The sequence below is a fragment of the Acinetobacter sp. TUM15071 genome (assembly GCF_008980925.1).
In the GTDB taxonomy this organism is placed as follows: Bacteria; Pseudomonadota; Gammaproteobacteria; order Pseudomonadales; family Moraxellaceae; genus Acinetobacter; species Acinetobacter dispersus.
On sequence record NZ_BKGB01000001.1, the window covers coordinates 180463 to 197733 of the forward strand.

The window sequence follows — 17271 nt, forward strand, 5'->3', positions numbered from 1 at the left end:
ATTAGGCTAAAAAAGACCTCAAAAGTGAAAAAAGGACCAAAAGATCTGTGTAAATTTGGGAAATATGTGCGGAACTAAAGCGCTTCCATCTGTCAGCTATTTTGAAGAATCGAAATCTGTTTCAGTCTTTTCGAAGAGTGAAATGAGAAGCATCTATTTATCTACTAATTAAGAGATATTCAATCATTGCTTTATCCCATTATGATTATTCGATCATCAACTGAGCCCTATTCGTCAGCGGAGATATCACAAAAAATAAAGCCCTATGATTCATCAGAGAGCTTTAAAATCGATTAGCCTCTTACAGCTAAATTCTGCTTTGGCAACAGCTTACAACCACACGACAATGCATCATTCACTCTTGCCGCAGCTTTACCCATCACCTGCATATTTGGATCGCCAGCAATAATGGTAGCAACCGTTTTATGCTTAGGGCACGTTGCCTTATCTCCCACACAGGCAATCGGAATCCCTTCAATGAGAAAGCTACTGTTTCCAGTAATCACCTGCCCACCGCCTGTTGTAGGACAACCAATCACAATATAAGGTGTTGCCATAATCCTATCCCTCCGCTAAAAGTGCCTAAATAGTTAAAGCACTTCAAACTCAATTCGACGATTTTTCTTACGGCCATCTGCCGTTGTATTATCTGCAACAGGTTGACTTGAACCTTTACCTTCGGTACTTAGGCGATCAGCCGCAATACTTTTACTGACTAAGTAATTTTGTACTGCTGCAGCACGTTGCTGACTTAACACCGTATTCTTATTGGCATCACCTGAGCTATCGGTATGCCCAATAATTTTGACTTTCTTGCCACCAACCTTATTTAAAGCCACCGCCATTTCATCCAAAATCTGTTGCCCTGCCGCGGTCAAAATGGCACTACCTGATTCAAACTCAATGATTCGATTTTTTAGTGCATCATCAATAATTTTTTGCTCAGCCTGATTTACCGAAAGCTGAGCGTTAAAGCGATAAGGCTGTTGCACTAAAGATTGAAAACTGCTTGTAGTCGGTTGAATTTGGCTGGGATCAGTCATTTTCCCAGTTAAATCAACCTGAGTTCCTCTCACCTTTAACTGACCTTGTGAAATCTTTTTCAGATCTGGGGTAATGACACGAGTCACAGAGTCACTCCAGCCATTCGGAGCTGAAACTGGGCGAACCTGAATTTTATCGACCACTTGGTCTACACCATAGACAGACTGCATCTTGGCCAAGATTGCCTGCTTACTCGCATCATTTGGAACAACACCTTCCACCACGATTGGTGCGGCACTAGCAAGATGGCTTTGACCTAAAACAATTAAGCCAAACAGTAAACTTGCCCAGATAGATTTCGGATTATTTCTCATATTCATTCATCTAAAAAAGTTTGTCTGAACAGCTTTAAACCTTGATTAAGGCTTAACTGACGCTGACAAAGTGATTGTTCTAATGTTGCAAGACCTGCATTCTGTTCAAGATAAGCATCAATCCATTGTGCTTGGATCAATGATACCCAATGTTCACTCTGCATGTTTTGGGTAAAGATATCGCTGAGTGCCATGATGTCGGCACCTTGAAAACCGATAAATAGAATTGGCTCATCTCGATGTAAAATACCAATCAGAATTTCAGTATTGTTAATACCTAAGAATCGCCCGATCATACCGACCCAAAAAGCTGCGATTTCATAACAATACATATGATTATTAATAGGAAGGATCAACACTTTATTTAAACGGCTGGTGCCATTTTTTAAGATCGGCTGTAGTAATAGCCCTAGACCAATCATACTTTGTGCAAGTTCATAGACATTGATTTTCATCAATTGTGCAAATGAGTGCATGGTATGGTTTTCATAGAAACCATTACATTCTGTTGCAGTGAATAGTTGCACCACATTCGGCAGGTTATTCAACTTCTCCAACATGATACTGGTATCTCGAATACTACGAAGTACCCGATTACGTTGGAATAAATCAACCAAAACCGACTTGTAGTAATACGGCGCTAATAACAGATTTTGATATGGCTCCTCCACTTCAAGTAATTGACTGAGCACCATTGGAAATGCTCGACCAGAGCTGTCTTGGCTGGCAATCAAGTTTGCTGCCAAAAACATCGGCTCAGCAGGATTGGCAATAAAGAAATCCAATGCAGGTAAAGATTCATAACGCTGCTTAAAATCTGGTGCACGCATGGCATGCTCAAGTGCTTCTGTAATCCACTGATCAAGTACCTGAATCAATGCATACTGCCCTTTGGATTTTAGAAAGTCACCACGTGCGGGTGTCTTTCCATAATACAAAGGTGTCGTTTTTACTTGCTGCATCCAAGCCCCTCCTGCTGTTCCGTGATTATCCCTAACATTACGGTGTTGCTCCTTGAGCAGGTGCTGTTGGCTGTGGTGCAGTAGCTGCCGCACCCGCAGGCATTGCTTGAGCAGAGACTACACGTACCGCCTTCTCAGTCACCACTTTATCCACCAACTGTAAACCTGAATAACCACGGCTTGAACCAATATTGCCAGAGCTATTACCACTGATTAATCTGAAATTCACTTTCAATGCTAAAGATGGTTCAGTTTTGCTGGTCCATGTCATTTCAAAGCTACCATTTTGTTCTTTGCGTTGTGCTGCATCGATTAAACGGTTGATACCATACTCACCTGGCTCTTCAAAAATCGTATGGGTTTTACCTTCCAAATCCACTGCGGTAATACGCGCGCCCGGAATTGCACCTTGGTTCGGCCATACGAAGTTCACCCATTGCTGAATGCCGTTTTCAAACACCATACGTTGACCATCAATATCAATGGTATATGACAAGTATTGTGGATTCGGTAATGGGTAGAACTGGAAGTTCGATTGATTGGATACAGGTGCAGCCGCAGGCTGATCTAGACTGCCTGTCGCCATGCCGTTGATTGGTGCTACATATTGCTGGAATGCCATCACAAATTGTGGATTTAAACTAATACCTAAGTCTTTCCACGTCTTCGAAGTCAAGACATAACCACGACGGATCACAAATGGATCTAAAGCTTCTTTTACAAAACGTGCAATGCTACCGGTCTCACCAAAGATTTGACCAATTTCACTACTGGTTGCCTGTAAAGTCACACTCGAATTAAATGGATATTTTTGACTTAAATTGGTTTTAAATGGTTGATACGCTTGGATTCCCCACAACTTATTCAACTCATCTTGGGTTGGCACAATCAAGCTTGCAAAAGACTGAGTTAATGGTGTCATCAACAGTTTTTGTAATACTTGTTGATCGGTATCCTTGAGACCCACCATCATTTTTTCATCAACATATTTCTGTGTAAGGTTAAACACAGATGTTTGATCATTAATTGTTTGTTTCACCAAGGCCATCGCACTTGGGCCAATCTCACCTGCTGTTTTGAGATCATTAAACTTACTACGCACTTGCGCGAGGTTGTTCATGTACTCATCGAATAATGACTTATCCTGTAAATCATCACGCTTACGCACCAACTGATAGAACATTTGATATTCTTGTGAAATCGCACCTTGTGCTTTATTCATCGCCTGAGCTGCTGCTTTGTCATCTGAATTATTCAAGACTTTACGTTTAAACCACGCCACAAAGCCTTTTTCAGGTACTGCAAGTTCAGCCTGTACAATTGGATTGTCCCAGTTGGTTTCGATCGCAATGCGCTGTAATAAAGTACGGATTGGTGAGTTTTGCGGCTCGCCCAAAACATCGATACTTTTCACTTGCTGAGCAAACTGATCCGCTTTGGCATAATAAATACCATTCAGGAACTTTTTCCATTCTGCTACATATTCTTGCTTATACAGCGCCACCAACTGCTTACGGATTTGTTCAGGGCTACCTGAGAACGTAAGATCATCAGATTGACGACTATTCAGTACCCAATCTTTACTGTCCGTTGGTTTATTCGCTGCCTCTTCAATCGCTTTCTCTACATACTCATCCCAAGCTTTTTGTGTAAACACACCTGGTAAAGCATAACTACCAAGAACAATACTGCGGTTTTGTTCACCCACAATTTGTCCAACCGTTACCGCAGGGAAGCGTACTGCTGCACGCATCTTAATTTCGTTATACACACGATCACGCGCAGGCATACCGCGAATTACAGACAGTAAAACTTGGCGGGTTTGATCAACCACTTGTGCATCAGTTTCTAATACAGGGAAGCCTTCTTGATTCGCCAGAGTCATGGCATAAGAAAGAATCTTCTCTGCATCCTGAATCATTTCACCCCGTGGCATTTGTCCACGATTGGCATCTAACCAAGAACGCCAGAAACGTGAAACTTGATCACTTAAATGACTGGTATCCATATATTCATGATTACTCATCATCAAGTAGGCTTTCAGTGCGTTATAAGCATCTTGCGGATTCGCGTCTGACGGTTCTAAATATTGCTGAGTCTTGGCAACTTGCTTGATCTCTACATTCACATGATTGGCTTTTAAAGTCGCTTCATTATTTTTGACGCGTTGTAGATATTGCGCAATATTTTGTTGTGTTGGCATCAAGACAATCTGTTTAATGCCTTTGAGGTATTCTGCTTTTAAGCTTTCACGTAATTGATTGCCTTGGTAGAGGCCAAAACTGAATTTTAATGGACGATTTTCATCAAACTCATCCAGCTGCTGTAAACGTTCTTGTAAAATCAACAACGCCTCAAGTTGAGTTGATAATTGTTGACCTGAAGATTTCTCTAAATGTACGACTTTATCTAAGTCAGCTTGAACATCCGCAATCAATTGCTGGTTGTTACGATATGACCAAACCCATACACCGAGTACCAAAGAAACGCCCACCAAAGCGGCAATAAAAGCGATATAACGCTGACGCTTTTTCGCAGGATTGATATGTTGTTTCACAAGATCCTTATCTCGCAAAATCACATTGGAGAATAGACCTTGGAGGAAATAACCATGATTGGGTGCAATCGATTGTGCAGTGCCTTCTTGTCCATTGCCTTGGATTTGCTGGAGTTGAAATTCTTGGGCAATGTTTTCTGTCATCGGGCTTTCAATTACACCCTCTTGCAAAGCACTGGTAAAATAGAAACCACGGAAAATAGGTTGGAACTGATATGGATTATCTTCGAATAAAGTACCAACAAAACTTTTTAAGGCTGGTTTGAGTGTTTTAAATTCCAATGGGAAAGTCATGACACTCGGAGAAATATTTTGCGAGTGGCGACGACTTAAATGCGTAGTACTGACGCTCTTTAAACCATCATAAAGAATGCTGTAATGTTTTTCGAATAATTCCACTGCATTCTGAGACGAGTTCTGCTCATAAGGTAAGGTTGCACCCCACGCCTGATTATATTCTTGCGACTCATAGCAATCAAAAAACTCAGTAAAACCTGCAATCAAGTCCATTTTAGAAAAGACCAAATAAACAGGAACCACGACCTCAAGCTTTTCAGTTAAGTCTTGAATTCGAGCGCGCAGATTTTTAGCTAATTTTATGGAGTTCTCAGGGCTCTGGCTGATCAATTCGGCAATACTGACGATCAGCACCAAGCCATTGACAGGGGCTTTCGAGCGATTTTTCTTTAGAATATTTAAAAAGCCCAACCATTCAGAATGATCTTCTGAATAAACCGAATAACGGCCTGCAGTATCTAGTAAAATCCCTTCTGTAGAAAAGAACCAATCACAGTTACGTGTACCACTTAAGCCCGCTGAAACCATTTTTTGATGGGTTTCTTCAAATGGAAACTTCAAACCAGAATTATAAATTGCAGAGCTCTTCCCAGCTGCGGGATTACCAATCACCATATACCATGGTAATTCGTATAAGGCTGCATTGCCTTTTTTATCTCCCAATTTAGATTTACGAATCAGTTGAATCGATTCTTTCATCTGTTGCTGGATTAACTGTAATTCGGCTTTATCTTTGTGTTGACCATATTCAGCTTGACTGTCTTGCTCAATCGCATTGGCAAGTTCTTCGCCTTGTTCCGCATGGCGTTTTCTTTGAATCAACCAATAAATGCCGTAGACAATTAAGCCCAATGCATAGGTTGCTGCCAATGCCCAAAAGATATGACGTGGAATGGACGAATATGAAGAAATCAGTGCCACGAATAAAGACAAAGCAATAATTGCTTTAGGATTCGTGATGTACTGCCAAAGATAACCTAAAATGATATACATTGAGTTCTCGAATTCTTAATAAAGTTAATCAATTAGCAATTGCTACGCTGTCCTGATCTGGTTCGACCTCAGGAAAAGCTTGAATAAATGCTTGTAAATTTTGTCCATAAACAAAGGCAACTTGCTGCTCAGAAAGATGTGCCCCCAACATCAATCCAAAAAGTTTTGCCACGTTTTGGGTGTGTCCAAAAATCGGTTTACAATATAAATAATGGTGTGGTTCGACTGGGCTTTGGGTAAAGAACCGCTCTAACTTTTTCACAACTTTAATGTCTGCGCCATCTTCAACGACCAGAACAAAAGGGTCTTCCGCTTGATATTGTGGTAAGTCCGTAATCTTTAATTCTTGGAATATCTGATTTAAATTATTTTGATTTAATACCAGATTAAAGGTCTTTTCTGGCTGCAACTGCTCCAGTTGAACATCTGGATGCGCCAAACAACTACTGCTAATAAATTCAGCAGGAATATATGCGCTGGCTCCCCAAGACTTTTCATCAATAATGTCTTGATCAATTTCTGAATCACTGGCAAAGATGAGTGAAATTTCATGTGGTTGATTCTGAATCCGTTCAAATAATTCAACCAAATGCTGCTCTGTCGATGCTGCACTGAGATAATGATATTCAATATGAAATTTTTGCGGGATGATGCCTAAATCATAAAAAATGCTTTGGAGTGCTTCATTACTACTCGCATCATTCCAGGTATGCACCACATCCTCAGACAATAGGATATGTAGATTCAGCTTGTCTAAACGATAAACCTGTTCAACCTGAATCGCGTCACCATCCTCTGCTCCCGAAAGACTTGGATCAATCCAAGCTGGGTGCATCCGATATTCATGCAGATTTTGACTTTCATAAAACAAACTAGACTGCTTTAAGTGGTCAGAAATCGAAACTAAAAGTTCCGTATGCTGTTCAAGTTGATGATGAATCAATGCCATGATGCGCTGCTGTCGTATAGGTAGAAACTGCAGCGCCTCCTCATCCTCACTTTCAACTTGCGGATCTAAGGCTTCAATTCGATAAGAAAGGATAGGAACGCCATGAAAGTTCACCAAATGTTGATCTAACTGTGGACTACTAAACTGTTTAATGCCCTCAATAATTGAATCATTTTCACCTAAAGCACTATAGGCACTCGCTGCATATAAATTTAATTTTAACCATTTACTCTCTTGAGCAATCTGTTCAGTTTCAGTTGATCCGCCTTCCTGACTTTGCGCAGCCAGTATGGCTTGTTGCTTTTTCTCTTTATGATGTTGATACGCCTTATAGATCAACCAAGGCGAAAGCAAAACCAAAGTAATCGCAACAGGTAGAATCAGGAAATAGTTAATCAGATCAGCAGATTCAGGCTGATATTGAATATCTCGCCAATAATAGATAACAATCAATCCAACCAAAATAAAACAGCTGATTAAGGTCGCTAAAATTTTCTTTATCATTATGCCGCTCCTAAAAGTGCATAACGAGTCTCGCTGTTATGTTGTAGCTGTGCCGATGGCATTAAAAATGCGCCCTGTCCCAAACCGATTTCATGTCCTGAGTCCAAGCAAATTGGAGCAACTTCACTCTTGTTTAAAATCAAACGTACATCAATAAATAGCGTTGGACTGCACCATGTTTGGATTAAATGCTTTAACTTTTTATTCAAAGGCTGATCAGGTAAAAAAGCTAAATACTGCTCGCGACACAACGGCCCGATTTGAATTTCGATTTTTCCATCAATTTGCTGAACGGTATCACCACAAAAGGTATTCACACCAAGTAAGCTCGGATTATTTCCACCCAAACTGGTCTTTTGTTCATCGCCCAGTTTAAATTTTTCTTTTACAAATTCCTGAATCTGTACCTGTTCATTGAACACACAAGACAACACTGTTTTTAATGCATGCGCTGTATTATTTTGTCCCTGCATCAAACCAGAAAATTCTGCAAAATATTCATCTAAATCATGTTGTTCATGCTGAGCACGAACATAACCATTTAAAGCATGCAAAATATCTAGGTAATGATTATCTTGTTCAATTTCATAACGAACAGCTAGGTTATAAGTCAAACTGGCATCGACATATTTAGCAGTAAGCTTATGATTAAATAGGCCTAGAAACTCTTTAATCTCAAGTCGTTGCTGACGTGTGCTTTGTTTTAATTTATTGGTATAGGTATAAGGAAGTGCACCTTGTGTGCCTGTTAAACCCACAACCAAATTGGTCAAATGAATCCGCTGATCTTGATAGCTCAGTTCTTCAATCTCGGTCGCGGGGAAACTTAAACTAAATGACGTGCCAAATTTAAAATCGTCAGACCAATCCTGTTGTTGCGTTACTTTTGGTTGATGTCGCAACAAACGTGTCGATTGAACAAACTCAAACGAGCCTGATTTTTTAAAAACCTGATCGACTACAGAAGAGTCTTGCCACCAACGTTCTGCACGCATTGGTATATCTCCTGCTGGTTAAGATTGTCTTTTACGACCACATCAACAAAACTATTAATTTGAACTTTCAGATTAAAAATATGACTTAATAACTGACTAAAAATATATAAACTGTGCCCTCTAAATACACCCTTATTGACCGTCAATTCCGCTTTAACACCACGAATAAACATGGGAAAAGGCTTCGCATTCATCAACTTATTGGTAGTTGAGAAATTCAACTGCTTCAAAGCATCAATCAATAAAATATTTTCTTTGGAATGTGGCAAGTTATATAAGGCCAACAGTTCTTTTACATGACTCAGCGCATCCCCTTTCATCAGTGCCAAGGTATTGAGCGAAAGGTGAGAAATAATGCGCCATTGTTCATTACTGTTCTTATCAAAATGATAAGGCGATGTTGGACGCTTTAAAATCAAAGCACGTCTTGCCAAACTACTATCATTCAAATTGAGAATGTTATTGCTCTGACTTAATGCTTCATGTGGCAAATCACCATTTGAGCAGAGTAATTTTGTACTGATAAAATCGGACTTAATTTCATAGGGCTTCAAATGTTTAGAAACAATTGAATAGCCCATCTGCATGTTTTTGGTTTGTGTAGGCAAATAATTTAAAGAATAGAAAAATTGAACCTTATCATTGTGATAATGACTCATCGCAAAAAAAGGCAAAACAGGAAGATGCGTTTGTTCTTGATTGGTTTTTTCCCGCACCATGTTCATTTCAGTAATTGAATAAACTTGATACAGCTCAGGATGATGCGCATCAGTAATTAATGGATATTGCAGTTCTGTATGTGAAATCTTTTGTGGTTCAGCCTGCTTTTCAAATAAGTTAATGGCAGGTGTAGTAAACAGTTTAAAATTGGCAATATTCAGTTCTGAGTAATTACGCACAATTGCCTGATCATTCAAATTAAGTTTGAGATGAATCAAGACTTCAAAGTCATTCTGTTGTTGTAATAAACCTTTTAAAACACTTAGGTCAAAGTTCAAATAATTGAACTTCTCTGGAAAACAAAAGTATTCCATTAACAAGCGATAAGCATGATGAGTATGTTGATCGATCGGTAATAGGCTTTCCTGCTCGCTAAATCCCATCACGGCAAATGGATTGGCAATTTCAAGCACACGTTGTCCGACGCGAATCGAAAATCCCGTTTCTTTACGGAAAATACTGTCCAAAACTTGCAATGGGAAATTTGAAATTGCATCTAAATAGATCGATAATTTTTCATCCAAAATCCATGATTGAGCATCATTAAAGATTTCAAATTTTAGACTCAAGGTTGCATTCTGATTCAAATGCATATGTGTACTTGGCGAAGTCTGAAACTCTAGATTGCTTAATGTAATCGGCAATAAGCGAACTTCATTACTGGTATTAAACTCACATTGCACGCCCTTAAAGCTACGCGATTTCAATGTGGTTTTTTGCGGGATGATATGCGCAGCGCTAAGTTGTTTGAGCTTATTAATATCTTCAAAACTCACCACAGTACACGCTGGGAAATGACGTAAGTATTGAGGAAACATCACCTCAAAGAGAGAATGAGTAAACAGATCATAACTATCTGCTAATTTTTTATCGATACGTGCAGCGATCAGTGAAAAGGCTTGAATTAACCGTTCAATATGTGGGTCATCAATTTGTTCTTGATTTAAAGATAAGCGTTGCGCAATCTTCGGATATTTCTGCGCAAACTCTCTGGATTGTTGACCGAATTCTTGTAGTTGTTTTTCATAATACGGTAAAAGTTTCTCTATCACAGTTCGCTCACACTAAGTTCTGGCAGAAATAACATATTGTTGTGTTGTTGGTTTGAGTAAAGCGTCAAAAAAAACGGGTTCATAGAGTGGGTGAATATTTAAGTAGGCCTGAATACTTAAACAAAGTGATCCCATATTATGACCATCCAAGAGCATCTCAACTTTGATCTGTCTTAATCTTGGTTCATGTGCTGCAATAGACTGTTCAATCGATTGGCAAATCTTGTCACGATCGAGCGGATTGGCTGTAGATAAGCCGACAAAATCAATAATCCCAAACTGCAAAATCGATTTTTTTGCCAATGGAAATTCATCCATATCTCGGTCAAACTGTGCAATTCGACTATTCAGTAAGTCTTCCAAATCACGAGCAACTGACTCTCGTAATTGCTGAATTGACATCCCTCTTAAATAATCTTCTTGCTCAGGTACTAAACGATCAAATAATGTTGATCTGAATCCATAAGGATATAAATGATCTAAATTCATTTTTATAAGAACAAAATATTGGAAAAAATAGAGGCTAATAGGCAACTATTAACCTCTATTAGAAAATCACAATACCGATTACGCAGCGTATGAAGCTGTGTTATTAGAAAGTGACCATTTCTTAGTAACAGCACCTTTCGCAGTACCGTTAATGTCTTGTTGGTTATAAGTCCACTCAACAGCAGCGTATTTCAAACCAAATGTTTCTGTCGGAACACCTTCTTCATTTACAGTTGGTGTAACGCTAGATACAAGAACGTGTTTCAATTTGATTTGTAAGTACTTGATACGCTTGTCACCATTTGCACGGTAATAATCGATTTGTACTTCGTCAAATGTATAACCAGCAGAACAAGCTTCCCAAAGTTTTGGACTAGTTGCATCCAAATCTTTAACGAAAATCATGTCTGAATGTTCAACACGTTCAGCAGTATGACCGCCAACGCTACTTGAAGTCGCAGATTTTGGTTGACGAATGTTATGAGCCCAAGAGTTAACTTCAAGCCAACCTTTGTGTTCAGAATCGCGAGATTCTCCGTCTACCTTGTACTTACCACGAAACTCAACATATATATCTTTCATTTAAAATTTACCTCTATTTTATTTAAAGTTATTATCTAGCTGATCTCATTATTAATTTGAGGACTGAGGTAGTTCAGTCACGAGTCGTAAAGAAACAGATAACTCGTCCAGCTGGAAATGCGGTCTTAAGAAAACCACAGACTTGTAGTGACCCGGTTGAGCCGGATCTTCTACAACTTTTACAGATGCCTCACGAAGCGGATATTGTGCTTTTGCTTCTTGAGACGCACCATCATCTAGCAAGACATATTGAGAGAGCCATTCATTTAAAAATGCTTCAACATTGCCTGCAGATGCAAAACTACCCACTTTGTCACGCATCATTGCTTTCAAATAATGTGCAATGCGCGATACCGCCATGATGTATTGGATTTGGCTTGAAAGTGCAGAGTTTGCATTCGCCGTGTCACTGTCATATTTCTTCGGTTTTTGTGCCGATTGCGCGCCAAAGAAAGCTGCATAATCAGTATTTTTACAATGAACGAGTGGGATAAAACCAAGGTCACTGAGCTCTTTTTCACGACGGTCTGTAATTGCAATTTCAGTCGGACACTTAAATACAACTTCACCATCCGAGGTTTTAAAGGTATGGACTGGCAAGCCTTCAACTAAACCACCACCTTCAACACCACGAATCGCAGCACACCAACCATGCATATCAAACGCGTTGGTTAAACGTGTTCCAAATGCATAAGCAGCATTCATCCACAAATAATCATCGTGGTTTTCGCCAGAAACATCTTCAACGAAATTAAAGCCTTCAGTCGCAGTACCCTCTTTTGGATGGTACGGCAAGCGACCTAAAACATGCGGCATGGTCAAAGCAACATAGCGAGAGTCTTCGCTGTCACGGAAAGAACGCCATTGCACGTATTCAGCTGTTTCAAAGATTTTTGAAACATCACGTGGACGATCAATATCGGTGAACGATTCAAGACCTAAAATACTTGGGCTCGCTGCTGAAACAAATGGCGCATGTGCTGCTGCAGCAACATGAGAAATTTGTTCCAATAAATACATATCTGACGGTGTACGATCGAACTCGAAATCACCAATCAACGCTGCATAAGGTGCACCACCAAATGAGCCATATTCTTCTTCATAAATCTTTTTAAACAAGGTGCTTTGGTCAAAATCTGTTGCACCCTGAAAGTCTTTCACTAACTCTTTTTTCGTCGTATTCAACATACGAATTTTAATCATTGAGTTAGACGGTGTTTCTTGGCAGAAATAATAAAGACCACGCCATGTCGATTCGATTTTTTGGAATTGCTCATGGTGCATAATTTCACTCAATTGATTTGAAATTAATGCATCAATTTCCGCAATACGCTTATCAATCGACAAGGTCATATTTTCAGAAACAGTAATCGTTCCTGCCATGACTTCTTTTGCCAACTCACCAATTAAGCTTTTTGCACGAACATGCTCATCGTCATTACGGGCAATACGGCTTTGCTCAACAATTGAGTCCAACAAATTTGCTGATTCAGCTTCAACACTCGCTGCAGCGGCTGCTTGTAAATTACTCATTTTCAGCCTCCGCACTCAATTGGCGAACTTGATCAGTATTTTTTAATACTTCATCTAGCAAATCTTCTAAACGTTCGCTGTTTGAAATCTTATTACGCAAATCAGTCAGACGTTCACGCGCTGCAACCAGCTTACGTAATGGGTCAACTTGTTGCACCACTTGCTCAGGGCGGAAGTCTTCCATTGAGTTAAAAGTTAAATCAACAGACATACGTCCACCCTCTTCCGTCAAAGTATTTTCAACTTGGAAAGCTGCGCGTGGAGCCAGAGATTCCATCACTTCATCAATGTTATCTAAATCGACATTGATAAATTTTTTGTCTTTTAATTTGGTTTTTTCCAACTCAGATGCAGCTGAGAAATCACCCATTACACCAACAACAAAAGGGAGTTCTTTTGACTCTTTACCATCACCAACTTCAACATCGTAAGTCAGTTGTACACGAGGGGGACGTATGCGTTGCAGTTTTTTCTGTACGCTTTCTCTCTTTGCCATAACTTTTCACCCTTGATTATTATTTCAACGAATCGAATGGATTCGAACCTGTCTTTTGAACAGTATTTGGTTGTTTAGTAACTGTCGGTGCTACCGTCGTTTGACGTTTAACAGGTGCAGCTGTCTGATTTACTGTACTACGAGTCGGCTGTGTTGTACGTACCTTTCTGTTTGTTGTACGTCGAGTTGTGTTATTGGTTGAAGTATTTCGAACTTCCCTCTTCACCGACTCATCAGTAATTGCCTTGGTCGTTGAAGTATCAGGAGCAGGTACAGCGGCACGAATGCTGTCACTGAGTTGTTTTGCTGGTGGATACGTTAATTCATTACTCAAATAGCGCATCTCACTTGAGCGCATATGCTGTAAAGCTTCATTGGCAATTTCAACACTGGCTAAAAAAGTAACATCAGTTAAAGTAGCGCCACGTACGTTTTGCTCTTGTAATTGCGTTGCTAGTTTTAAAGCGTTCATAGGCTGCTTTAATTCATACATACGCATCGCAGCTTGAGCCAATAAATCATTTAGACGTGAGGCATTATCTTTATCGCAAGCCTGCTGATAAATATCTAATAAAGCATGATCCGTTTGATTTGCAGCCAACGGATATTGTTTTATGCATTTACTTTTTAATTTAATCGGTTTTATTGGTTGATCATCTGCATAAACTGAATTACCTATTAAACTCGCCGTTATACAAAGAATTGATATTACAATACCTTTTTTCAAAATATGCCTCGTATTATTTAACTTATAATTGAAGAGCTGACAATTATTGTTAAAAAACCCTCTTACTCGTCAATTTTTGTACATTTACATCATTTCCGCGAATTTAACAAAAAAAACACACATAAAGTCAATACTAGTTACGTTTATTAACATTATTAAATTTCTATGACAGACATTCTTGTAAAAAAAAACTTTAATCCCGTGCAATTTTTGTTTAAAAGTGACATTTTTTGTTGTAGAATAATCTGTATACTCGTGTAGAGTTATATTAAGTTTTTGATTTTATTCAAAAAATATTTCTAGCAAAAACAACCATATCAAGTTAGAACTTCGCGAATAGGACTTGGTATTTAAAAATTATTGTGAGTAATAAATGAGTAACTTAAAGGTTTTAATCACAAAACTATCACCTCCTACTCGTACTGCATTAGAAAAATCTGCAAATTTCTGTATTAACCAATTGAATTATGAGATTGAAATTGAACATCTATTTGTTGAATTATTAAATCAAAATACAGCCAATGATTTACACATTTTATTAAAAAAAAATAATATCTCTCCAGATGCGTTAATTGCTGATTTAAAAGAAACAATTGCCTCTTTACCTAAGGGAAATACCCGTACTCCGATCTTTGCAAAATCAATCGTTCGATTATTTGAACAGGCATGGTTACTTGCCTCTGCGGAACAAACGCCTTTAATTCGCAGTAGTCATTTATTGATTGCTTTGTTAACTGCGCCCGATTTACAACAAATTGCATTTAGAGCATCAAGTTTATTTGAACTTTTCCCAATCGATACCATGAAACATAAGTTTCTCGATATTTGCGGGAAAAGCAGCGAACAGCCTCAAACAGAAAACACAATAACTTCAGAAGTAGAGCCAACCGATACACAATCAACTATTACGGCAGCTAAGACACCTGCCCTCGATCAATACACCATCAACCTGACTGAAAAAGCGCAAAATGGTGGTATCGATCCTGTTATTGGTCGAGAGTTTGAAATCCGACTCATGCTGGATATTTTGATGCGTCGTCGTCAAAACAATCCAATTTTGACGGGCGAGCCTGGTGTAGGTAAAACTGCTGTAGTTGAAGGATTAGCTTTAAAAATTGCACAAGGCTTAGTCCCTGAAGCGCTCAAAAATGTACAGCTTCATAGTTTAGACATGGGACTGTTACAAGCAGGTGCAAGCGTTAAAGGTGAGTTTGAAAACCGTTTAAAACAAGTTATTCAAGAGGTACAAGCCTCTGCTCACCCGATCATCTTATTTATTGATGAAGCACATACCATGATTGGTGCGGGTGGTCAGGCTGGACAAAATGATGCAGCAAACTTGCTCAAACCTGCATTGGCTCGTGGTGAATTAAGAACCATTGCTGCAACAACTTGGGCTGAATATAAACAATATTTTGAAAAGGATGCAGCACTTAGCCGTCGTTTTCAGGTGGTTAAAATTGAAGAACCGACTGAGGAAGTGGCAATCGATATGCTACGTGCCATGATCCCAGTCATGCAAAATCACTTCAATTTACATATTGATGACCAAGCAATTATTACAGCCGTTCAAGCTTCACATCGTTACATCAGCGGTCGTCAACTTCCAGATAAAGCCGTAAGTGTATTGGATACTGCTTCTGCCCGTGTTGCACTGACTCAAAATGCACAGCCTGTGATTTTAGATCAATTCAAAGCACAACAACATAACCTCAAATTAGAACATCAGATTCTAACGCATGAACACCAACAGTTCCCTATTCACCACCAACGTCTAGATGATCTTAATCAACAACTCACTCGCTTAGAAACAGAAATTCAGGAAACTGAAATTAAGTGGCAACAAGAACTTGCGTTGGTCAAACAAATCCAACAGCTTAATGCGCAAACAGAAACGGATCATAAAGCACAGATTGCCTCTTTAAGAGCTGAGTTAGCACAATTACAGGGTCAAACGCCTTTGGTTTTTGAGCGTGTTAATGCGCAAATCGTTAATGAAATTATTTCAGATTGGACCGGTATTCCAGTTGGAAATATGGTCAACGATGAAATTAAACAAATTCTAACGCTTGAAGATAAACTCGGCGAACGTGTCATGGGGCAAGATTATGCGCTTGCTCAATTGGTTCAAGGTATTAAAACCTCAAAAGCCAAGTTAGAAGATCCAAATAAACCACAAGGTGTATTTATTCTGATTGGCCCAAGTGGTGTGGGTAAAACTGAAACGGCCCTTGCCTTGGCCAACGAACTTTATGGCGGCGAACAGCATCTGATTACCATTAATATGTCTGAATATCAGGAAGCGCATACGGTGTCTTCATTGAAAGGTGCTCCTCCTGGCTATGTCGGTTATGGTCAAGGTGGTGTTCTCACAGAAGCAGTTCGTCGTAATCCTTATAGTGTCGTGCTATTAGATGAGATCGAAAAAGCGCATAGTGATGTGCAAGAATTATTCTATCAAGTCTTTGATAAAGGCATGCTTGAAGATGGCGAAGGCCGTGTAATTGACTTTAAAAATACTACGATCATCTTGACCTCAAATACAGGCTCGAGCGCAATTATGCAGGCATGCTTAAATCAACCTGTAGAAGAATGGCCGCATGCCGAAGATTTAATTGAACACTTAAAACCAAGTTTATATAAACAATTTAAACCTGCATTTATTGGTCGTATGCGTATCGTGCCTTATTTCCCGCTGCATGATGAACTTCTGGTTCGTATCATCAAGCATAAGCTTGGGAAAATCGTGGCTCGTATTGAGAAGCAATATGCAACTCAGGTTCAATATTCTGATGATTTAATCGAATTATTGTTAAGCCGTTGTACCGAAGTGGATAGCGGCGCACGAAATGTGGACAACATCCTCAACTCGACTGTCCTTCCAGCCTTAGCAACTGAAATTTTAGTGGCTCTCGCGGAACATAAGTTACCGAAACTCATTGTGATTGATACTAAAGATGATGAAATTACCTATCAGTTAGATCCAGTTGAGAAAGTAACCAAGAAACGTTCAACTAAAAAAACCAAAGCTGAAGTGTAAATTTTAAGATTGAGCCA

The 17271-nt window shown here is 39.3% G+C and carries 13 protein-coding genes; 1 reads left to right on the forward strand and 12 read right to left on the reverse strand.

The annotated features are described in order from the left end of the window. Positions 1–293: 293 nt before the first annotated feature. From GBI66_RS00870 to GBI66_RS00925, 12 genes are all read right to left on the reverse strand, one after another. A complete protein-coding gene (locus GBI66_RS00870) occupies positions 294–557 on the reverse strand; it encodes a PAAR domain-containing protein (protein ID WP_005190378.1) in 264 nt (87 codons plus the stop codon). A gap of 33 nt (positions 558–590) precedes the next feature. Beyond that, a complete protein-coding gene (locus tag GBI66_RS00875; RefSeq protein ID WP_151714818.1) occupies positions 591–1364 on the reverse strand; it encodes an OmpA family protein in 774 nt (257 codons plus the stop codon). Next, complete coding sequence (gene tagF / locus GBI66_RS00880) at positions 1361–2320, reverse strand: type VI secretion system-associated protein TagF (RefSeq protein ID WP_151714819.1); 960 nt, start codon at positions 2318–2320, stop codon at positions 1361–1363. Before tagF ends, GBI66_RS00875 begins: the two co-directional genes overlap by 4 nt. 37 nt (positions 2321–2357) lie before the next feature. Further along, entirely contained in the window at positions 2358–6167 is a 3810-nt protein-coding gene (gene tssM, locus GBI66_RS00885; protein WP_151714820.1) for a type VI secretion system membrane subunit TssM, read from the reverse strand. A 28-nt stretch (positions 6168–6195) separates the two neighbouring features. Next, positions 6196–7620: a hypothetical protein gene (locus tag GBI66_RS00890; RefSeq protein WP_151714821.1), complete on the reverse strand. Its 1425-nt coding sequence runs from the start codon at positions 7618–7620 to the stop codon at positions 6196–6198. After that, positions 7620–8615 carry a type VI secretion system baseplate subunit TssG gene (gene tssG / locus GBI66_RS00895; RefSeq protein WP_151714822.1) on the reverse strand — a complete coding sequence of 332 codons (996 nt, stop codon included), beginning with the start codon at positions 8613–8615 and terminating at the stop codon, positions 7620–7622. The genes GBI66_RS00890 and tssG overlap by 1 nt, the downstream gene beginning before the upstream one ends. Beyond that, positions 8579–10387: a type VI secretion system baseplate subunit TssF gene (tssF, locus tag GBI66_RS00900; protein WP_151714823.1), complete on the reverse strand. Its 1809-nt coding sequence runs from the start codon at positions 10385–10387 to the stop codon at positions 8579–8581. Before tssF ends, tssG begins: the two co-directional genes overlap by 37 nt. Positions 10388–10399: 12 nt before the next feature. Beyond that, positions 10400–10876 carry a type VI secretion system baseplate subunit TssE gene (gene tssE, locus GBI66_RS00905; RefSeq protein ID WP_004654759.1) on the reverse strand — a complete coding sequence of 159 codons (477 nt, stop codon included), beginning with the start codon at positions 10874–10876 and terminating at the stop codon, positions 10400–10402. A 78-nt stretch (positions 10877–10954) separates the two neighbouring features. Beyond that, a complete protein-coding gene (locus tag GBI66_RS00910) occupies positions 10955–11458 on the reverse strand; it encodes a type VI secretion system tube protein Hcp (RefSeq protein ID WP_005151564.1) in 504 nt (167 codons plus the stop codon). Between the two features lie 51 nt (positions 11459–11509). After that, positions 11510–12991 carry a type VI secretion system contractile sheath large subunit gene (gene tssC, locus GBI66_RS00915; protein WP_005190398.1) on the reverse strand — a complete coding sequence of 494 codons (1482 nt, stop codon included), beginning with the start codon at positions 12989–12991 and terminating at the stop codon, positions 11510–11512. Beyond that, entirely contained in the window at positions 12984–13487 is a 504-nt protein-coding gene (gene tssB / locus GBI66_RS00920; RefSeq protein ID WP_004805522.1) for a type VI secretion system contractile sheath small subunit, read from the reverse strand. The genes tssC and tssB overlap by 8 nt, the downstream gene beginning before the upstream one ends. A gap of 19 nt (positions 13488–13506) precedes the next feature. Continuing rightward, the gene (locus tag GBI66_RS00925; RefSeq protein ID WP_151714824.1) at positions 13507–14214 is read right to left on the reverse strand and encodes a hypothetical protein; all 708 of its coding nucleotides are present in this window, start codon (positions 14212–14214) and stop codon (positions 13507–13509) included. A 373-nt stretch (positions 14215–14587) separates the two neighbouring features. On the opposite strand from GBI66_RS00925, the gene tssH reads away from it, so the two are divergent. Then, complete coding sequence (tssH, locus tag GBI66_RS00930) at positions 14588–17254, forward strand: type VI secretion system ATPase TssH (protein WP_151714825.1); 2667 nt, start codon at positions 14588–14590, stop codon at positions 17252–17254. The last annotated feature ends 17 nt before the right edge of the window (positions 17255–17271 follow it).